The sequence below is a fragment of the Pseudacidovorax sp. NFM-22 genome (genome assembly GCF_021401245.1).
Classification (GTDB): Bacteria; Pseudomonadota; Gammaproteobacteria; order Burkholderiales; family Burkholderiaceae_C; genus Xenophilus.
Genome location: NZ_JACBFY010000012.1, coordinates 1 through 20,610 on the forward strand (window position 1 = coordinate 1; position 20,610 = coordinate 20,610).

14 protein-coding genes are annotated in these 20,610 nt (G+C 65.8%); 7 read left to right on the forward strand and 7 right to left on the reverse strand.

What is annotated here, in order from left to right; translation table 11 throughout:
• Positions 1 to 474: 474 nt before the first annotated feature.
• Positions 475 to 6,534 carry an excinuclease ABC subunit UvrA gene (locus L0984_RS28275; RefSeq protein ID WP_234197740.1) on the reverse strand — a complete coding sequence of 2,020 codons (6,060 nt, stop codon included), beginning with the start codon at positions 6,532 to 6,534 and terminating at the stop codon, positions 475 to 477.
• 258 nt (positions 6,535 to 6,792) lie between these two features.
• Between L0984_RS28275 and L0984_RS28280 the strand changes: the two genes are divergently transcribed.
• The 7 genes from L0984_RS28280 to L0984_RS28310 all read left to right on the forward strand — a co-directional run bounded on the left by L0984_RS28280 (position 6,793) and on the right by L0984_RS28310 (position 13,483).
• Complete coding sequence (locus tag L0984_RS28280; RefSeq protein ID WP_234197742.1) at positions 6,793 to 7,539, forward strand: GntR family transcriptional regulator; 747 nt, start codon at positions 6,793 to 6,795, stop codon at positions 7,537 to 7,539.
• Complete coding sequence (gene ilvD / locus L0984_RS28285; protein WP_234197743.1) at positions 7,536 to 9,308, forward strand: dihydroxy-acid dehydratase; 1,773 nt, start codon at positions 7,536 to 7,538, stop codon at positions 9,306 to 9,308. Before L0984_RS28280 ends, ilvD begins: the two co-directional genes overlap by 4 nt.
• A gap of 46 nt (positions 9,309 to 9,354) precedes the next feature.
• On the forward strand, positions 9,355 to 10,281 hold the full coding sequence (locus L0984_RS28290; RefSeq protein WP_234197744.1) for an NAD(P)-dependent oxidoreductase: 927 nt from the start codon (positions 9,355 to 9,357) through the stop codon (positions 10,279 to 10,281).
• Positions 10,282 to 10,372: 91 nt separating this feature from the next.
• The gene (locus L0984_RS28295; RefSeq protein WP_234197745.1) at positions 10,373 to 11,161 is read left to right on the forward strand and encodes a hydroxypyruvate isomerase family protein; all 789 of its coding nucleotides are present in this window, start codon (positions 10,373 to 10,375) and stop codon (positions 11,159 to 11,161) included.
• The gene (locus L0984_RS28300) at positions 11,158 to 12,114 is read left to right on the forward strand and encodes an NAD-dependent epimerase/dehydratase family protein (RefSeq protein ID WP_234197746.1); all 957 of its coding nucleotides are present in this window, start codon (positions 11,158 to 11,160) and stop codon (positions 12,112 to 12,114) included. The genes L0984_RS28295 and L0984_RS28300 overlap by 4 nt, the downstream gene beginning before the upstream one ends.
• Positions 12,115 to 12,137: 23 nt before the next feature.
• Positions 12,138 to 12,479, forward strand: a complete 342-nt coding sequence (locus L0984_RS28305; protein WP_234197747.1) for an NIPSNAP family protein — start codon at positions 12,138 to 12,140, stop codon at positions 12,477 to 12,479.
• Positions 12,480 to 12,493: 14 nt separating this feature from the next.
• Complete coding sequence (locus L0984_RS28310) at positions 12,494 to 13,483, forward strand: 2-hydroxyacid dehydrogenase (protein ID WP_234197748.1); 990 nt, start codon at positions 12,494 to 12,496, stop codon at positions 13,481 to 13,483.
• A 355-nt stretch (positions 13,484 to 13,838) separates the two neighbouring features.
• Here the strand turns inward: L0984_RS28310 and L0984_RS28315 are convergent, their stop codons facing one another.
• From L0984_RS28315 to L0984_RS28335, 6 genes are all read right to left on the reverse strand, one after another.
• Positions 13,839 to 14,522 (reverse strand): hypothetical protein, encoded by a 684-nt coding sequence (locus L0984_RS28315; protein WP_234197749.1) that lies wholly within the window; start codon positions 14,520 to 14,522, stop codon positions 13,839 to 13,841.
• Between the two features lie 721 nt (positions 14,523 to 15,243).
• Entirely contained in the window at positions 15,244 to 15,927 is a 684-nt protein-coding gene (locus L0984_RS28320) for an SLATT domain-containing protein (protein ID WP_370646223.1), read from the reverse strand.
• 109 nt (positions 15,928 to 16,036) lie between these two features.
• Positions 16,037 to 17,158: a DUF4145 domain-containing protein gene (locus L0984_RS28325; protein ID WP_234197750.1), complete on the reverse strand. Its 1,122-nt coding sequence runs from the start codon at positions 17,156 to 17,158 to the stop codon at positions 16,037 to 16,039.
• A gap of 85 nt (positions 17,159 to 17,243) precedes the next feature.
• Complete coding sequence (locus L0984_RS28330) at positions 17,244 to 17,978, reverse strand: hypothetical protein (protein WP_234197751.1); 735 nt, start codon at positions 17,976 to 17,978, stop codon at positions 17,244 to 17,246.
• 544 nt (positions 17,979 to 18,522) lie between these two features.
• The gene (locus L0984_RS29865; protein ID WP_255697660.1) at positions 18,523 to 18,654 is read right to left on the reverse strand and encodes a hypothetical protein; all 132 of its coding nucleotides are present in this window, start codon (positions 18,652 to 18,654) and stop codon (positions 18,523 to 18,525) included.
• Between the two features lie 101 nt (positions 18,655 to 18,755).
• Positions 18,756 to 20,447, reverse strand: a complete 1,692-nt coding sequence (locus tag L0984_RS28335) for an MFS transporter (RefSeq protein ID WP_234197752.1) — start codon at positions 20,445 to 20,447, stop codon at positions 18,756 to 18,758.
• Positions 20,448 to 20,610: the final 163 nt, after the last annotated feature.

A 20,610-nucleotide genomic window follows, 5' to 3' on the forward strand; every position in this document is an offset into this window, starting at 1 on the left:
TTCTAAAAGCGCAACTTCTTTTTTCCAGAAGCTGCCGTCATTCTCTCAAACCCCTCACCAGCCAAACTCACAACAAAGATGCGTGTCAGTCAGCGAGCCCGCCAGTATACGAGGGTTTTCGATAGGGACGCAAGAGACGTCCTACAAAAATTTTCAAACGGCGGGGAGCATGCCCGACTCGGGGGCGACCGGGCCCACCGGGGGCTGACAAGCAAGGGGCACGCAAACGGGACTGACGACCGACGAGGCAGGGAGTTTCTCCGGAATGTCATGTCCCACGGCTGTTCGACGGCCCAGGAGCACGTCCGCCATCGGCCCGTCGAGACACACCCCTTATAGAAGTAGATGCACAAAAGCAGGGGCCAGCACCAGACGTACCTTCTCACGCGTCTTCCGTGCGGCCCCGCAGCCGAGATGAAGCGACTGGCCGGTCACCCGCACAAGCCAGCCCTTGCTGCCGCACTTCCAGCCGCGTCACACCCGAACAGCCCCGCGCTCCAGGACTGGACGCAGCGCGACGCCCGTGTGTGTGCCTTGCGCGACCACATCCTCGGGCGGCGCCGACGCCACCACCCGTCCGCCACCGGATCCACCTTCCGGCCCCAGGTCGACGATCCAGTCGGCTTCGGCGATGAGGTCCAGGTCGTGCTCGATGACGACCACGCTGTGGTTGGCGTTGACCAGCCGATGCAACACATGGATCAGCTTCTCGACGTCCGCCATGTGCAGGCCGACCGTCGGCTCGTCCAGCACATACAAGGTGTGGGGCGCCTTGTTGCCGCGGCGCGTGACATCGTCCCGCACCTTGCTCAGCTCGGTGACCAGCTTGATCCGCTGCGCCTCGCCGCCCGACAGCGTCGGTGAAGGCTGCCCCAGTGTGAGGTAACCCAGCCCCACATCCTTGAGCAGCTGCAGCGGATGGCTGATGTTCGGCATGCTGGCGAAGAACGCCACGGCCTCGTCCACTTCCATCTGCAGCACGTCGCCGATGCTCTTGCCGCGCCAGGTGACAGCAAGCGTCTCCGGGTTGAAGCGCGCACCGTGGCAGACCTCGCACGGCACCTTCACGTCGGGCAGGAAGCTCATCTCGATGGTGCGCACGCCCGCGCCCTCGCAGCCGGGGCAGCGGCCTTCGCCGGTGTTGAAGCTGAAGCGGCCCGGGCCGTAGCCGCGGGCCTTGGCTTCCAGGGTGTCCGCGAAGAGCTTGCGGATGGTGTCCCAGAAACCGATGTAGGTGGCGGGGCAACTGCGCGGCGTCTTGCCGATCGGGGTCTGGTCGACCTCGAGCACGCGGTCGATCTCCTCGTAGCCGGCCACGCCAGTACAGCCGACCCACCGAGGGCGCTTGCCCGCCGCATCGGCATCACGACCGGCCTTGGTCATGCGCTGCTGCACGATGGCCTGCACGTTGGCCAGCAGCACGTCGCGCGCCAGCGTGGACTTGCCCGAGCCGCTGACGCCGGTGACCACCACCAGGCGGTTGAGCGGAATGCTCACGTCGACCGACTGCAGGTTGTGCAGGTTCGCGCCGGCCACGGCAAGCCAGGACACGGCGCCCTCACCCTCCTCGGCAGTCTCCGACACCAAGCGACGCGCATGCAGCGGATGGCGGATCGCGTCGCGCAGATAACGACCGGTCAGCGATTCCTCGGACTGCTGGACTTCGTCCACGGTGCCCTGGGCGACCAGGCGACCGCCGCGCTTGCCCGCGCTGGGGCCGATATCGATCACATGGTCGGCGCGGCGGATGGTGTCCTCGTCGTGCTCGACCACCACCAGCGTGTTGCCTTTGTCCCCAAGCTTGTGCAGGGCGTCGAGCAGGATCTGGTTGTCGCGTGCATGCAGGCCGATGGTCGGCTCGTCCAGCACGTAGCACACGCCCTGCAGGTTGCTGCCCAGTTGCGCCGCCAGGCGGATGCGCTGCGCCTCGCCGCCGCTGAGCGTGGGCGCACCGCGGTCCAGCGTCAGGTAGCCCAAGCCGACTTCCTCCAGGAATTCGAGCCGGCTGCCGATCTCGGGAATCAGATCCCGTGCGATGTCAGCCTGCCGGCCCTCCAGCGCCAGCGACTCGACCCAGCGCCGCACGTCCGTCACCGACAGCCGCGCGATTTCGGCGATGCCGACGCCCGCGAACTTGACCGCCCGCGCCGTGGCATTGAGTCGCGTGCCTTCGCAGGTGGGGCAGACGGTGTCGCCCACATCCTCCGCCTCGGGCTCGGCGAAGGTCTGCTCGCGACCACGCTGGTCGTCGGCCAGCACCGAGTCGTCGAAGACCTTGCGCTGCTCGCGCGTGAGCTTGACGCCGGTGCCCACGCAGTCGGGACACCAGCCGTGCTTGCTGTTGTAGCTGAACAGGCGCGGGTCGAGTTCCGCATACGAGGTCGCGCACACCGGGCAGGCGCGCAGCGTGGAGAACACATGCGCATGGCCGATGCCCGCCGTCGACTGCCCCGCCTCCATCGCAGCGCGCAGCGCGCCGATGTCGGACAGCACCTGCACCACGCCCTTGCCATGCTCCAGTGCCGAAGTCACGGCCTGGCGCAGCAGCGACTCTTCGGCCGGCAGCACGTCCACGCTGGCCACGGGCAGCTCGATGCTGTGTTCCTTGAAGCGGTCCAGCCGCGGAAAGCCGGTGGTCGGCAGGAATTGGCCGTCCACGCGCAGGTGGGTGTAGCCACGCGGGCGCGCCCAGTCCGCGAGTTCGGTGTAGACGCCCTTGCGGTTGGTCACCAGCGGCGCCAGCAGGCCGACGTGCTGGCCGCGGAACTGCCGCATGACCTGGGCGACGATGCTGTCCGGCGTCTGCGGCTGAACGGCCGCGCCATCGCGGATGCAGTGCTGCACGCCCAGCTTGACGTACAGCAGCCGCAAAAAGTGCCAGACCTCGGTCGTGGTGCCCACCGTGCTCTTGCGGCCGCCGCGCGACAGCCGCTGCTCGATAGCCACCGTGGGCGGAATGCCGTAGACGGCGTCCACTTCCGGCCTGCCGGCCGGCTGCACGATGCTGCGGGCATAGGCGTTGAGCGACTCCAGGTAGCGCCGCTGCCCTTCGTTGAACAGGATGTCGAAGGCCAGCGTGGACTTGCCCGAACCGCTCACGCCCGTCACCACGCTGAACTTGCCGCGCGGGATGTCCACGCTCAGGTTCTTGAGGTTGTGCTCGCGCGCGTTGACGATCTCGATGGCGTCGCGGCCCGGCGCGGGCACCGGGCGATACCGCGCGGCCGATTCCTTCGCCACACGCGCCGCCGGCCCGAGCGCCGTCTCGTAGGCGGCGAGGGCCATGCCGGTGTGCGTACCTGGCATCTCGCGCACCTGCTCGGGCGTGCCCTGGGCCACGATGCGTCCGCCGCCGTCGCCGCCTTCCGGGCCCAGGTCGATCACCCAGTCGCTGGCGCGGATCACGTCCAGGTTGTGCTCGATCACCACCAGCGAATGGCCGGCGTCCAGCAGCTTGCGCAGGGCGCGCATCAGGCGGGCGATGTCGTCGAAGTGCAGGCCCGTGGTCGGCTCGTCGAAGAGGAAGAGCGTGCCCTTCTTGGCCAGCGGCTGGCGCGACTTGCTGCCGCCGCCGGCCGCCTCGGCCAGTAACCCGGCGAGCTTGAGGCGCTGCGCCTCGCCGCCCGACAGCGTGGGCACGGGCTGGCCCAGCTTCACGTAGTCCAGACCCACGTCCACGATGGGCTGCAGCACACGCTGCACCTCGCGGTCGTTGGCGAACACGGCCAGGGCTTCGGCGACGGTGAGGTCGAGGACGTCGGCGACGTTGTAGACGCCCATGCCCATGCGGCCGGCGCTTGGTGCGTCCGGGGTTGGCTGCGAGGTCGAGCGGGTTGACCCGGCTTCGACAGGCTCAGCCCGAACGGTGGGGGGGTGCTCGGCCCGCGCGGAGGGGGCGTGCTCAGCCTGATCGGTGCGGGCGGGCGCAGCCCGGTGGGCGGCAGCTTGCTCGGCCCGAACGGTCCTGGGGCGTTCGATGGTGACTTCCAGGATCTCAGGCCGATAGCGTTTGCCGTCGCAGTCGGGGCAGCGCAGGTACACGTCCGACAGGAACTGCATCTCCACGTGCTCGAAGCCCGAGCCGCCGCAGGTCGGGCAGCGGCCGTCGCCCGAGTTGAAGCTGAACTTGGCCGCCGTGTAGCCGCGTTGCCGGGCCAGCGGCGCGGTGGCGAAGATCTCGCGCACGGCATCCCAGGCGCCCACGTAGCTCGCCGGGTTGGAGCGCGCCGTCTTGCCGATGGGCGACTGGTCGACGAACACCACGTCCGACAGGTGATCGGCACCCAGCAGCCGGTCGTGCGCGCCGGCCGTCTCGGTCGGCTTGCCGAAGTGGCGCATCAGGGCCGGCGCCAGCACGTCCTGGATCAGCGTGGACTTGCCCGAACCGCTGACGCCGGTGATGGCCACCAGACGCTGCAGCGGGATGTCTACCGTCACGTCCTGCAGGTTGTGCTCGCGCGCGCCTTCCAGGATGAGCCGCGGCGTGTTCTCGGAGACGAGGCGTTTGAAGCCCATGCCGATGTGCTTGCGGCCCCCCATGTATTCGCCGGTGAGCGTGTCGGCCCCGCGCAGCTCGTCGACGGTGCCGTCGAACACGATCTGCCCGCCGCGCGCGCCGGGGCCCGGGCCCATGTCGATCACACGGTCGGCCGCGATCATCACGGCCGGGTCGTGCTCCACCACCACCAGCGTGTTGCCGGCATCGCGCAGACGCTGCATGGCCTGGGTGATGCGGTCCATGTCGCGCGGGTGCAGGCCGATGCTGGGTTCGTCCAGCACGAACAGCGTGTTGACCAGCGAGGTGCCCAGCGCGGTCGTCAGGTTGATGCGCTGCACCTCGCCGCCGGAGAGCGTGCGGCTCTGCCGGTCCAGCGTGAGGTAGCCGATGCCCACGTCGTGCAGGTAGCGCAGGCGGGTGGTGATCTCCTCGAACAGAAGCTTGAGCGCCTGTCTTTCTCCTTCCCCCTCTGGGGGAAGGTCGGGATGAGGGCTGCCGGCCGCATCGAGCGCCGCGGGCCCCCACCCCTGCCCCAGTGCAGGCGGCGAGACGCCGCCGCTCTTCAGGCCGTCCAGTTCCGCACTCGCGGAACTGGAGCCGCGGCCTTCAGCCCCACTGGTGGAGGGAGCCGAAAGCCGGTCGAAGAACTGCCGCAGCCGCTCGATGGGCATCAGCATCAGGTCGTGCAGGCACAGGCCGGGCAGCGCCTCCAGCTGCTCGCGCGACCACTTCACACCGACCGGCATGAAGCGCTTGGCGGGGGCGAGCGCGGCGTCCGCATCGTCCTTGCCGCCCACGCGCCACAGCAGGCTTTCGAGCTTGAGCCGCGCGCCGCCGCAGGCCGGGCAGGGCGTGTAGCTGCGGTACTTGGACAGCAGCACCCGGATGTGCATCTTGTACGCCTTGCTCTCCAGGTAGCCGAAGAAGCGCCGGATGCCGTACCACTGCTTGTTCCAGTTGCCTTCCTTGTAGTTGGGCGTGCCTTCGATCACCCAGTGCTTCTGCTCGGGCGTGAGCTTGTTCCAGGGGGTGTCGCGCGGAATGCCGGCCGACTCGGCATGGCGCATCAGGTCGTCCTGCGCTTCCTGCCAGGCCGGCGTCTGGATCGGCTTGATGGCACCCGCGCGCAGCGTGAGCTTGTCGTTGGGAATGACCAGGTTGAAGTCCACCCCGATCACCCGGCCGAAGCCGCGGCAGGTCTCGCAGGCGCCCACGGCCGAGTTGAAGCTGAACATCGACGGAATTGGGTCCGCGTAGCGGATGTCGCTCTCGGGGCAGTGCAGGCCGGTGGAGAACTTCCAGGTCTCGGCCTCGCCGCCCTCTTCCGCCGGCAGCGCATGAACCATCACGCGGCCGGTGCCGCGCTTGAGCGCCACCTCCAGCGCCTCGATCACGCGCGCACGCTCGGCGCCCGCGATGCGGAATCGGTCGGCCACCACGTCCAGCACCTTGCGCGGGCCGGTGGGCGTGCCCACCTCTCGCTGGGCATGCACGCGGGTGAAGCCGCTGGCCGACAGCCACTGCTCCACCTCGGCCTCGCTGGTGCCGCCCGGCAGTTCGACCGGGAAGGTGACCACCACGCGCGGGTCACCCGCCACCGCCGCGCGCGCCTGCAGCTCGGCATAGATGGAGTCGGGCGTGTCGTGGCGCACCGGCAGCGCCGTTTCGCGGTCGAACAGCCGGCCCGCCCGCGCGAAGAGCATCTTCAGGTGGTCGTTCAGCTCGGTCATCGTGCCGACCGTGGAGCGCGAGCTGCGCACCGGGTTGGTCTGGTCGATCGCGATGGCGGGCGGCACGCCTTCCACCTTGTCGACCGCCGGCTTGTCCATGCGGTCCAGGAACTGGCGGGCGTAGGCCGAGAAGGTCTCCACGTAGCGGCGCTGGCCCTCGGCATACAGGGTGTCGAACACCAGGCTGGACTTGCCCGAGCCGCTGGGCCCGGTGACCACCGTCATCTCACCCGTGCGGATGTCCAGATCGATGTTGCGGAGGTTGTGCTGGCGAGCGCCGCGGATGCGGATGGAACCCTGTGTCATGCGTGCCTTGGGGATGGGGGCAGAGATTCTAGGAACGCGAACCCACCCGCACCGGCGCAAGGCTTTGGCCGGAATCCAGCCCCACGACCATCGCCGGAGGCAGGTCCGCGCCGTGCGGAGCGGGGTCGGTGCAGGCGTGCTGCACCGGTCGCGGACAGGACCTTGCCCCGGACGCGGCCACCGCCGCGCGGGATAACGCCGATGACAAACGTCAGCATGGCGACTAAGATTTGATCAAACATCAAAACCCTGACCCGCATGGCTCTCGGCTCCCCGTCCGACGCGTCGGCCACCGACACCCTGGGCCTGCTCAAGCCGATCACGCGCTCGTCCGTGAACGAGTCGGTCTACCAAGCGCTGCGCAACAAGCTCATGAATGGCGAATTCCGCGCCGGCCAGCCGCTGGGCATCCAGTACCTGGCCGATGCGCTGGGCACCAGCACCATGCCCGTGCGGGAGGCGCTGCGACGGCTGGTGGCGCAGCAGGGCCTGGAGCCGCTGCCCAACGGCACCACGCGCGTGCCCCTGATCACCCGCGACAAGCTGGTCGACATCCGCCGCGTGCGGATGCTGGTGGAAGGCCAGGCCACCGAATGGGCCACGCCGCGGCTCCTGCCCGCCCAGTTGGACGAACTGGACGACATGGCCCGGCGCATCACGCGGGCACGGCACGCCCCCGAGAGCCTGCCCGCCAGCCTGGAGATGAACCTGGTCTTCCACTTCACCATCTACCAGGCCGCGCAGTCGCCGGTGCTCATCGCCATGATCGAAAGCCTGTGGCTGCAATCGGGCGCCTACCTGCGCGCCACCCGCGCGTACCTGCACACCGACGAGCAGCCCTCCGACCATCTGCACGAACAGACCGTGGCCGCCCTGCGCGCGGGCGACGCCGCCGCGGCGCGACGCTGCATGGAGCAGGACATCGCCTGGGTCTTCGACCGCCTCGACCCCGAACTGCCCGATCACCCCCCTTCCACGCCCTTGAAGATCCGCCCCACACCATGACCGACACCCCCCGCTCCCTGCACAAGCACCGTTCCCGCGCCGTCACCGAAGGCCCGGGCCGCGCCGCCCACCGCGGCTTCCTGCGCGCCACCGGCATGGACGACGAGACGCTCGCCAAGTCGATGGTCGGCATCGTCAGCACCGCCGGCGACAACACGCCCTGCTCCAAGTCACTCGGCCCGCAGGCCGACTACGCCCGCCTGGGCGTGGCCGAGGGCGGCGGGCATCCGGTGAGCTTCACCACCATCTCGGTCTCCGACGGCACCTCCATGGGCCACGACGGCATGCGCATGAGCCTGCTGTCGCGCGAACTGATCGCCGACAGCGTGGAGCTGGCCGTGCGCGGCCATGCCTACGACGGCCTGGTCACCTTCGGTGGCTGCGACAAGACGCTGCCCGGGATGATGATGGCGATGGTGCGGCTGAACGTGCCCTCGGTCTTCGTCTACGGCGGCTCGATGCTGCCGGGCTACTCGCCCGAGGGCGAGGAGCGTACGGTGCTCACCGCCATCGAGGGCACCGGCCGTCGCCAGACCGGCGCCATCACGCTCAAGCAGCTGGACCAGATCGAGCGCACCTGCGCCATGACCGTGGGCGCATGCCCCGGCCAGTTCACCGCCAACACGATGGCGATGGTGGGCGAGGCGCTGGGCCTCTCCTTGCTGGGCACCGCCACCATCCCGGCCGTCTACAGCGAGCGCCTGGCGCTGGCCCGCCGCGCCGGCCTGCGCGTGATGCAGATCCTCGAAAACGGCGGGCCGCTACCGCGCGACCTGATCACCCGCGAAAGCCTGGAGAACGCCTGCGCCGCCGTGGCCGCCACCGGCGGCAGCACCAATGCGGCGATGCACATCCCGGCCATTGCGCACGAGGCCGGCATCGTCTTCACCTTCGACGACGTGGCGCGCGTGTTCCAGCGCACGCCGCTGGTGGGCGACCTGTCGCCCGGCGGCCGCTACCTCGCCAAGGACCTGAACGTCATCGGCGGCGTGCCGGTGGTGCTCAACGCGCTGCTTCAGGGCGGCCACCTGCATGGCCACACGATGACCGTCACCGGCCGCACCCTGGCCGAAGAGCTGGCCGCCTTCCCCGGCCCGGACGGGCGCATCGTGCGCGAGGCAGCCACGCCCATCCACGCCTCGGGCGGGCTGGTGGTGCTCAAGGGCAACCTCTGCCCCGACGGCGCGCTCATCAAGATCGCCGGCCTCAAGTCGCTGCAGTTCGACGGCCGCGCCCGCGTGTTCGAGACCGAGGAGGACTGCATGAAGGCCGTCGCCGCCCAGGCCTACGAGCCGGGCGACGTGCTGGTGATCCGCAACGAAGGCCCACGCGGCGGCCCCGGCATGCGCGAGATGCTGGCCGTCACGGCCGCGATCTACGGCCAGGGCCGCGGCGAGCAGGTCGCCCTGCTGACCGACGGCCGCTTCTCCGGCGCCACGCGCGGCATGTGCATCGGCTACGCCAGCCCCGAGGCGGCCGCCGGCGGCCCCATCGCGCTGGTGCAGGACGGCGACCGCATCCGCATCGATGCGGCGGCCGGCAGCATCGTGCTGGACGTGGACGAGGCCGAACTCGCGCGCCGCCGCGCCGCGGCCAAGCCCTTCCAGCGCGAACGCCTGGCCGGCGCGCTGGAGAAGTACGCCAAGCTGGTCGGGCCGACGCACCTGGGCGCCGTGACGCACTCGGGCTGCGTGGACTGGCCGTACCCGGAGGACGATCAGGTGCCTTCCATCGAAGAGGGCCTGGGCGGCAAGGACCTTCAGAAATGAGCGCGGCCCAGCGAATGACGAAGCGCATGCATCAAAAGGCCCGCCGATGAGCGCCGCTGCAACTCCACGCCCGCTGACCCTCGCCTTCTGCGGCCTGGGCCTGATGGGCGCCCCCATGGTCCGCCGCCTGCTGGCCGCGGGCCACACGGTGCGCGTCTGGAACCGCTCGCCCGCCAAGGCCGCGCCGCTGGCCGCCCTGGGCGCGCAGGTGGCCGCCACGCCGGCCGAGGCGGCCCAGGGCGCCGACGGCGCGCTGATGTGCCTGTTCGATGCCGACGCGGTCGAAGCCGTGGTCTTCGGCGAGAACGGCCTGGCGCAGGTGCACGGCCTGCGCTGGCTGGCCGACCATTCCAGCATCCATCCGCAGCGCACCCGCGACTTCGCCGCACGGCTGGAGGCCGCCAGCGGCGCCCACTGGCTCGACGCGCCCGTCTCCGGCGGCATCGGCGGGGTGGAGGCCGGCACGCTGGCCATCATGGTCGGCGGCGAGACCGATCACCTCGACGAAGCCTTCGGCGCCCTGCGCGCCTATGCCGGCAACATCACGCACATGGGTTCCAGCGGCGCCGGTCAGGCCACCAAGCTGTGCAACCAGACGCTGGTGGCCACCGCCGTCGTCGCGCTGGCCGAGGCCATCGGCTTCGCCGAGCGCAACGGCATCGCCATCGAGCGGCTGGCACCGGCGCTGGCCGGCGGCTGGGCCGACTCCAAGCCGTTGCAGGTCTTCGCGCCCCGCATGGCGCAGGCCCAGCCGCAGATCATCGGCGCGCTGGCCACCATGCTGAAGGACATCGACACCGTGGCCGCCGTGGCCCGCGACAGCGGCGCGCCCATGCCCGTGACCGGCGCGGTGCAGCAGGTGCTGCGCATGGCCGACGCCATGGGCCTGGGCGAGGCCGAGCTGTCGGCCGTGGTCGCGCTGATGACGCCGCAGCGGCTCGGTCCTTTCCTCGCTCAGGCAGGGAAGCAATGACGCATTGCCCCAGCCACATCCTCGATTGCTCCGGCGTGGCCTGCTCCGCGGCTCTTTGTATGACCGACACCCCACACGCGACCGCTACCCCATGCAACTGAACGCCAATCTGGAGTGGCTTTACGGCCATCTTCCGCTCGACCAGCGCTTCGCCGCCGCTGCGGCCGACGGCTTTGCCGGCGTCGAGATGCTGCAGCCCTACGAGCAGGCACCCGCCGCGTATGCCGAGGCGCTGCGGGCCCAGGGCCTCACCGCCGTGCTGCACAACACGCCCATCCGCCCCGACAGCCCGGGCCGGTTGGGCTGGGCGGCCATCCCTGGCGGCCAGGCCGAGTTCCGCGAATGCTTCGACCGGGCCCGCGCCGTGGCGGAGGCCACCGGCTCGCGCCGCATCCACGTGATGGCCGGCGACTGCCGCGGTCACGAGGCACGCGCCTGCCGCCAGGCGCTGGACCAGAACCTGGCCTGGGCCCTGCGGCATGCCGAATCGGACGACCTGGTGCTGATGCTGGAACCGCTGAACCGCGCCGACATGCCCGGCTACTTCTACTGGCTGCCCGAGCAGGCGCTGGACGTGATCCGCGCCTTCGACACGCCCCGGCTGCGCCTGCAGTTCGACCTCTACCACTGCGTGAAGGAAGGGCTGGATCTGGCACAGGAGCTGGACCGCTGCCGCGGCTTCATCGGCCATGTGCAGCTGGCCGGTGCGCCCGACCGCCACGAGCCCGACCTGTCGCGCGACGGCCTGCTCGCCACCGTCGCCGCGCTGCCCGCTGCCGGGTACGACAGCTGGCTCGGCTGCGAATACAAACCCCGCAGCACCGCCGCCGAAGGCCTGGCCTGGGCGGCGCCGCTGCGCCAACAAGGATTGCTCTCATGACCCGTATCCTCGTCACCGGCGCCGGCGGCTTCGTCGGCCAGGCCCTCGTGCAACGACTGCTGGCCGGCGTCGACGCGCTGCCGCTCACGCAGCTCGTGGCAGTGGACATCGCGCTCGACCTGCCCGCGCATCCCCAGCTCACGCAGGTGCGTGGCTCCGTCGCCGACGCGGCCGTGCGCGCCCAGGCGCTGGCCGAGCCGCCCGACGTGGTCTTCCACCTGGCGGCCGTCACCAGCGGCCAGGCCGAGCGCGAGTTCGAGCTGGGCCACACCGTCAACCTGCGCGGCACGCTGGAGCTGTTCGAAGACCTGCGGCGCCAGCACGACGCCACCGGCAAGGCGCCGCGCCTGGTGCAGACCAGCTCCATCGGCGTCTTCGGCCTGCCGCTGCCGCCGCACATCGACGACGCCACGCCCATCGTGCCCACGATGTCCTACGGCGCCCACAAGCGCATGCTGGAGATCCTGCTGGCCGACTACAGCCGCCGCGGCTGGATCGATGGGCGCTCGCCGCGCCTGCCCAGCGTGGTGGCCCGGCCCGGCCTGCCCAACGGCGCGCTGTCGGCCTTCGCCAGCGACCTGATCCGCGAACTGGCCGCGGGCCGCAGCTACGAATCCCCCGTCGATGCCGAAGGCACGCTGTGGCTGATCTCGCTGCCGGCCTGCGTGGAGGCGCTGATCCACGCCGCCACGCTCGACGCCGACCGCCTGCCCGCCACCCGCGCGTGGACGCTGCCTTCGCTGCACGCCTCGGTGGCCGAAGTGGTGGCCGCGCTGATGCGCCGCTTCGGCGTGGAGGTGTCGCAGCGCCTGAGCTACGCGCCCGACCCGGCCATCATTCCGCAGTTCGCGCGCTGGCCGACCGTGGACACCGCCCTCGCCCGCTCGCTCGGCTTCCGCGCCGATGCCTCGCTGGACGAGCTGATCGAACGCTGCCTGCCCGGCGCCGCCTGACCGACCCTCTTCTTCTTCGACCCATGATCATCGAACTGCGTACCTACACCCTGCGCATCGCCACCACGCGCGATTTCGTCGCCCGCTATGCCGCCGAAGGCCGCGACGTCCAGGTCGAGCACCTGGGTGAGCCCGCGCTCTATGCCGTCAGCGACATCGGCGAGCAGAACCAGGTGGTTCATGCCTGGCGCTACCGCGACTTTGCCGACCGCGACGCGCGCCGCGCCGCGCTGGAGGCCGATCCGCGCTGGCTGGCCTACAAGCGCCGCAGCCTGGCCGACGACCATGTGCAGCAGCAGACCACCGCCATCCTGCGCGAGGTGGACTTCGCGGCGCTCGTCGCGGCCAGCGGGGGCAAGGCATGAGCGGCGCGCCATCCATGCCGAAGGACTCGCCCGCGAACGGACCCGCAACCAGCGCCGCATCGGCCGACACGCCGCTGCTGCTGCTTTCTGCACAACTGCCGCCGCCGCTCAAGGCGGTGCTGCAGGAACGCCATGCCTGCGTGGTGGCCCCGACGCGCGAGCAGATGCTCGCCACCGCCCAAGCGCATGCCGAGCGCATCGAGATGGTCGTCACCACCGCCACCGACGGCGCCGATGCCGCGCTGATCGAGTCCCTGCCCAAGCTGCGCGCCATCTGCAGCCTGGGCGTGGGCCTGGACGCGCTCGACCTGGAGGCCGCCAAGGCCCGCGCCGTGGCCGTGAGCTACACGCCCGACGTGCTGAACGACTGCGTGGCCGACCTGGCCGTGGGCCTGCTGATCGACGCCGCCCGCGGCATGGGCCGGGCCGAGCGCCTGGTGCGCCGCGGCGACTGGCCGCGCATCGGCCCCGGCGCCCTGGGCACGCGCGTCAGTGGCCGACGGCTCGGCATCCTGGGCCTGGGCCGCATCGGCCAGACCATCGCCCGCCGCTTCGCCGGCTTCGACATGGACATCCGCTACCACACGCGCACGCCGCGCGAGGGCGTGGCCTGGACGCACGAGCCCTCGCTGGTGGAACTGGCCCGCTGGGCCGACTTCCTGATCGTGGCCTGCGCCGGCGGCGAGGCCACGCGCCATCTCGTCGATGCGCGGGTGCTCGATGCACTGGGCCCGCAGGGCATCGTGGTCAACATCGCGCGCGGCTCGGTCATCGACGAAGCCGCGCTGGTGCTGGCCCTTCAGCAAGGGCGCCTCGGTGGGGCAGCACTGGACGTGTTCGACCAGGAACCGCAGGTGCCGGACGCGCTGATGGAGATGGACAACGTTGTGTTGCTGCCCCACATCGGCAGCGCCACCGCGCAGACCCGCCGCGCCATGGGCGACCTGGTGCTGGCGAATGTGGAAGAGTTTCTGGCCACTGGGCGGCTGCGCACCGCCGCGTAGTGGTCCGCCGCCGCGCGGGCGGTACCTCAGCGCGGGCTCATCCCACTGATGCGGGGCAACGGCCAAAGTAGCGGAGCCGGAGCCCGGCAGGGCGGAGGGCCCAAACACAGGCCATCAGAATGCTGAAGGCGTGGACTTGTCGGCGCCCCTTGGCCGCCCAGCTAGGCCGGGATTCATGCTCGCCTGCGACCTGCTGGTCGTTGACGTTGAGCCCAAACAAAGCGGGACGGTACTGATTCCATCACTGCTGCAAGGCACCGACTTGCTGTTGCTAGGTTCTCGACTTGGTCATTCAGCATTTCAAGGGACTTCAGCCCATGGAAGAGATTGTTGCGCAAGCGAAAGACGATGATCATTAGCGCAAGCAACCTGTCTCGTGGATTGTCCGTGCCGCCGTTGAGCACCGCCTCAACGTGAGCACGCTTGTCATTGGGGCGAAAGTACAAGCCTTCGAAGCGGCGCCCAAATCCCTGAGGTGTGCGATACCGAAATTGCCAGAATGCCAGACATTCCCCCAGCACTTGATTTTTTCTGGAGCAATTCTGTCGGCGTTAGACCTCTCGCTGATTCGCGTGAGCGCTGCTACGGACGCGCGGTTTTCGCACAGGGTACTTTCGAAGAAGTTCCACATTGTCGTGAAGTTAGCTACAGCTTCTCGCGCCGCCGGTGAAATTTCTGTTCCACCATGAGTGTTTTCGGCGAGCCACTTTATCGCATCAAACTGCTGAATGTCTGGCATGGTTGTCCTCATCGGTCTAACGTTTGAATTCCCCGGCGTGCGCGGTTTTCCGCACAGATTCGTTTGAATAGTGGGTTGGGATAATATGACTATGGTGAAATTCGGCCCACCTAACTCTGTAAATTTTTCAAGCGAGGCTAAGGAGTATTTAGCTGCGTGATTGGTGATGTGCGAGTTATTGCCGGAGACTATTTTGACGAGCTGCTCAACAATTACTGGTGAGTACTTCGATTCAACAGCTATTTCGAGATTGACAGTTAGGGCGACGATTTTTCCTGCTATTGCGCCACTAATGGACATGCTTACTCTTTAACGGAGAATTTTGGTGGTCTTTGAGTCGTGCGGCTAATGAGGCCCAAGCGTGGAATGCCGTTGTGTATCCTGTTCACTAAGGGTTAGCCGTCTTAGGCAACTTGCACGGCTCCGCTGACAAGATGACGAATGCCATACAATTGCGCTCCTTCTCCGAACAAGTGCGCAAGTTGTGCCAGCAGCTCCCCATGCTCTGCACTATTTATCGCCTCGACTGCCCTTGCTAGAACTAGCGTGACTTCTGGCTCAGTTGCGCTGGCGCGAGCAAGAAAGGCGAGGCTCTCACCCTGCAACCAGGTTGCAACGTACGGCACCACTGAGGTTGATCCGGCGGAATAGCGGTCTCGAGCGTACGTTGACGTTCCCAAGCATGCTGCGCGAGCCCCTTTTGATGGGGAGAAAAGAGCTGACCGAACGCTGTCGAAGCGAAAGCTAGGGCCACCTCTGTGCCTCCTCCACTTTGGACTTCCGGTCTTCTCGTTCATCTGGTGAATTCCGAACTCTACGACACCGCTTTCGTCGAGTTGGCGGAGCGCCTCATTCCATGCAATTGATCCCATTCGGCGCCCTGAGGGAGTTGTAAGACGGCGATCACTCACGGTAAGCCGCACCGGAATGCCCAGTACAAAAGGAACCCATAAGCGGAGCTTGTGGGCGTGGGCTTGACCAACCAGTTAGGCCCCGCCAGTGGGCTTCGGTAAGCGAAGGGTTAAGCCGCATTTTGCCCGTTACCCGCGGACGCTGATTTTGCAAGTTCCTCTCGTACCCGCTGCATGGTGGCCTGCCACTCAGCCGTTTCAGAATTGAGTGACTCGTGAAAGCTATTGGCATAGACAATGGCTCTCTCAATGAGGTTTGCTGCGGTCTCAGCGGTTGGTTGATCATCATATAAAACCAGTAAAGCTTGCCACTCAAGAGCGAATTTTGAGAATAGCCCTTCAAGCTTGAGTTGAGTGGTCACATAGCGCGCATGGCCCTCTGTTCCAGAGAACACCGTGTCAGCTACTACAAAGGCACCAGCAAGGGCAATCGCAAGAAATCCCCAAGACAGCAGCTTTGGCGGAGGAGTACCGAACAGTGGATTTACCACTGGCGCAAGCACGCCTAGCGTTCCTAGGAGCCAAGCCATGAAACGGAAGGCAGTAGCGCGTCGACTGGCAGCCTTTCGCCTTATGTAGTAGTACCTGAGTTCAGCATGAGCTAGTCGGCTAAGTTGATCGAATACAGCAATGAGTGAAGTCCGGCGTGCCGAATCCTCCCAGCGCAAGGCACTCAGAGCGTCAGAAAACTCCTTCAGCCGTATTGGGTCCTCCACCCGCGGCCCGATGGGCCAAAACATGCCGATTCGCCAATCTGCGGGCATCGTGGAGTGCTTTGACGTAGGTTTATTCATTGGACGGGGCAACGGTTGTGCGGCCTAACGTTGGAGGTAAGGGGCTACAGCGCGAAAGCGATTGCCGCGAAAAATCACGCAGGTTCTGCAGTCCCGCTTGACAAAAGGGTTAACCGGCATTTGATCTACTTTCGATGCGCTGAAGAGTAATGTCATCAAACCGCTCGAATTCACCTTCCCACTGCTCTTCTCCTGGAATTGCTGCGATTGCCTTCCAGTACAATGGTTTAGTCCAATCCACTTTATCTGCTGTAGCCACAATTGTACTTGGAGCATTCGCCAATTGCGGTTTGAGGTAGCTTCTCATTCGCTCGTCTTTAAAACCTAGTCGGGCGTGATCCGACGCACTCTTCAACAGGTCGACCAGTCCATCCAATGCTGTTTTGGCCTCCTCACGAGACGGTGAGCTACCCCGGTGGATGAAGTGGTTTCGTGCATCTCTAGCGCATGTGAGCTTTTCGTACATGTCCTCTGATATCAGACCTTTCTGGTGCATCAGCTCGACTTTATGAGCGGCAGACCATTGCTGTGACTCAAGAAACCTTTTCCGCTTTGCAATGTGAGAGGATTTCAGTTCTTCAATAACTCGAACACGCCACATTTGATCCAGAATTTGTTCGATGCAAATCCAAGCGTGACTAAGAGACTCTCTTGTTTGACCATTAAGGAAATATGTAAATCCCGTTATCAGCAATGACGGCGAGACGTTGTCCAGCACCTTCAATACGCGCGCACCCTCACGATAAGCCGCCTCAAGCTCATCAGCAAGAATCGTCGGTGGATTTAAGAGAATAATCGCGCTGGTACTTCCTGCGTCTTTATTCCCGAGCGATTTATGCAAGTCACCATTGCCACCGCGAGAGATAGTGTGGCGGAAGTACCCAAACTCTGTCATTTCGCCTTGAGATAAATCTTCGGGTTCAACGCTTTCGATATAGATTCCGCCGACAAGAATGGAAGCGAAGATGCGGTTGAACTCATCAAGGGTAGCGTCAATCGTTCGATATTCCCGCACGGCAGGAAGAATAAAGCTTCCATCAAATCCCACACACAAGGGAAAAGGGGTTACTATCTCGGCATCGAAGAATTTTGTAGCTCGGTGTAACTTTACATAGTCATACCTTGCGGTGTTGATTTGTTCAATGGATGGAGACCATGAGTCATCTGCCGTCCTTAAAATAAGCCGAAACGGCCGAGGGTTCGCGATAAGTATTGGCGTCTTAATCGTCATTACTGGCATCAAGGGCTAACGTTCGACAATAAGCGGCGGTTTTCTGATGGCGCAGCTAGTGGTAGGACGTCCGCTCGGTGAGGGGTTAGACCCCTGGAGCCAGTACAACGTCACGGGCTTGCTTGACTTGCGCAAGGTATTCGGCAACCGTCATCGGAAGAACAGATTGACGCTCTGCGGGTTGAAACGCGGTGCGTACAGACATTGTGGAAACTTGTGACTCTATTTGGGCCTGTTGGGATCGCTCTCGGATCGTATAGAAGATGCAATTCTGCATCGACTCCTTAAGGGCCGCGCGTAAACGCAGCAGCTTTGGCTGAATGATGGCCAGTACGTTGTCGCCGAAATGCAGGGCCTCTTCTTTGGACGGAATCTTTCCCTTATGAACAACCTCGTTGCGAAACTCTACGGCCTTGCCGTTGAGAACTGAGGGAGCCTTTTGGAACCTACTGAGCCATAGAAATATGAATGCGCCAAGCTGGCGCTCCGATTGCGACGCTACGAGCTTCCAACTAAGAAGAGCCTGGTCGCGTTCCACCTTCTGCTCTTCCAGCAGAACAAAAATTGAGAATTGGTAGAAGCGCTCAAGGGATGCGGCAAAGGAGGCGACAGCCTCTCGGTAGCAACCGTCGAGAATGGCGTTGACGCCGATCTCAAACAGGATTTCGTATTTCTCTTCCTGAAGGACGGTAACTGTGCAGTGACCGCGGCGACAAACCACCTCATAGCAACCATCGTCTCGGAACTCGACGCGGCCAAACCACTCATCTGGTCGCCCGAGTTCCTGAAGACACTTCATGCAAGGAATGAGGAGGCGCATAGGGAAGGTAGGCTCTTACGGGTTCTCAGGAAACTAACGCGGACTAGGCAGAAACACTACGCCGTAGATCGGCATGCCCTCTTCACTTTAAGCCGCTGACGCGCCATCAGATTCCCCCATTTGACTGTGCGTTCACAGTGTTCAATTTCCGATAAGAGGGCACACCGACGACTGCCTCGCCGAGGTTGGCCGGCTGCCCGAGGAGCGCCCACGATGCCAGTTGTGCCGGTCTTTGCGGCGTCTCAGAAATACCTGCGCCCGCGGCCCAATGTGGATCTGCCGACACTGCGCACCATGCGAGCGCTGCACCAGTTGCGAAAACGCCTGCGGTTGATGCATTGCAGCCTGCGTATCGCGGAGACCTACATCTATTTGGTGAAGGGCATTCATCCGCTTCCATCGGCTGCGGCACCATGCCAAGATGTGTCGACCGGAGGTCACCCGGAACAGCGTGCAGCGCGCATCCCGCCCATGAAGAAGGCCCGGCAATGCCGGGCCTTGTCGTTGGTGCCTGCCCAAGGGCCAGGCTGCATCTCATATGCGTTTATTGGGCCGGTGCGTGCTGCACATCCCCGCCGTGCTTCTCGCCCCCCATGTCCACCTTATCGCCGGCCTGCATCAGCACGAACAGCGAAACGGCGGCGAACACGACGAAGCCGATGGCAATCTTCCACATGAAAAAGGTCTCCTGAAAGGGTGAACGAGAAACGAAAAGCCGCGCAGCAGGCCAAGCCAGGGCACCCGCGGAACCGGCTTTGCCGGCCCGCGGGTTGCCGCTCAATCCGCTGCGTAGATATCCACGTCCTTCGTCTCGCGGATGAACAGCGTGCCGATCACCAGCGTCATGCCGGCGATGATGATCGGATACCACAGACCGTTGTACATGTTGCCCGTCGAGGCCACGATGGCGAAGGCCGTGGTGGGCAGCAGGCCGCCGAACCAGCCGTTGCCGATGTGGTACGGCAGGCTCATGGACGTGTAGCGGATGCGCGTCGGGAACAGTTCCACCAGCATGGCGGCGATGGGGCCGTAGACCATGGTGACCAAGATCACCAGGTAGGTCAGCAGCACCACCATCATGATCTTGTTCATCTTGGCCGGGTCGGCCTTGGCGGGATAGCCGGCCGACTTCAGGTCGTCGCCCACTTCCTTCTTGAACGCAGCGATGGACTTGGCCGAGTCCTCGTCGAACTTGGAATTGACCACGTTGCCGGCCGGTGCCGTGATGGTCTTGTCGCCGATCTTCACCACCGCGGGCGCGCCGGCGGGCGCGGACACGTTCTCGTAGCTCACCGAGTTCTGCACCAGGTAGCGCTTGGCAATGTCGCAGGAGCTCTTGAAGTCGATCTCGCGTGCCACCGGGTTGCCCTGGAAGGAGCAGGTGGCCGGGTCGGCCGTGACGGTGACGGCCGCGTTGGCTTGGGCGCGGGCCAGGTCGGGGTTGGCGGCCTCGGTCAGCATCTTGAAGACCGGGAAGTACGTGACCACCGCCAGCAGGCAGCCGGCCATGATGATGGGCTTGCGGCCGATGCGGTCCGACAGCGAGCCAAACACGATGAAGAAGGGCGTGCCGATCAGCAGGGCGGCCGCGATCATCAGGTTGGCCGTGGTGGCATCCACCTTCAGCTGCGCCGTCAGGAAGAACAGCGCATAGAACTGGCCCGTGTACCAGACCACCGCCTGGCCGGCCGTCAGGCCCACCAGCGCCAGGATCACGATCTTCAGGTTCTTCCACTGGCCGAAGGATTCGGCCAGCGGTGCCTTCGAGGTCTTGCCCTCGGCCTTCATCTTCTGGAAGGCCGGCGACTCGTTCAGCGACAGGCGGATCCACACCGAGACGCCCAGCAGCAGGATGGACACCAGAAAAGGAATGCGCCAGGCCCAGGCCTGGAAGGCCTCTTCGCCCACCGCCGTGCGCACGCCCAGGATGATGAGCAGCGACAGGAACAGGCCCAGCGTGGCCGTGGTCTGGATCCACGCCGTGTAGGCACCGCGCTTGCCGTGCGGCGCGTGCTCGGCCACATAGGTGGCCGCGCCGCCGTACTCGCCGCCCAGGGCCAGGCCCTGCAGCATGCGCAACGCGATCAGGATCACCGGGGCGGCCACGCCGATGGTGGCGTAGCTGGGCAGCATGCCGACGATGAAGGTCGACAGGCCCATGATCAGGATGGTGACCAGGAAGGTGTACTTGCGACCGATCATGTCGCCCAGGCGGCCGAACACGATGGCGCCGAAGGGCCGCACCAGGAAGCCGGCCGCGAAGGCCAGCAGCGCGAAGATGAAGGCCGCGCCCGCATCAAGGCCGCTGAAGAACTGCTTGGCGATGATCGCGGCGAGCGAGCCGTACAGGTAGAAGTCGTACCACTCGAACACGGTGCCGAGGGACGAGGCGAAGATGACCTTCTTCTCCTCCTGCGACATCGGCCGGGGTGCCGCGTGCACCCCGCGGGAATCCAGTGTGGCTGCCATGTGTCTGTCTCCTGATTGTTGAATCGGCCGCCGGATCGGGACCGTGGGCGGATTCTTTGGGGGGCGACTGACCGTTGGCTTGCGTGAAACTGAACCGATTCTGACGATTTAGGGACTAACCCGCGCCGCGGGTTTCATGTGGCAGGAATACGGGGCACAGCTG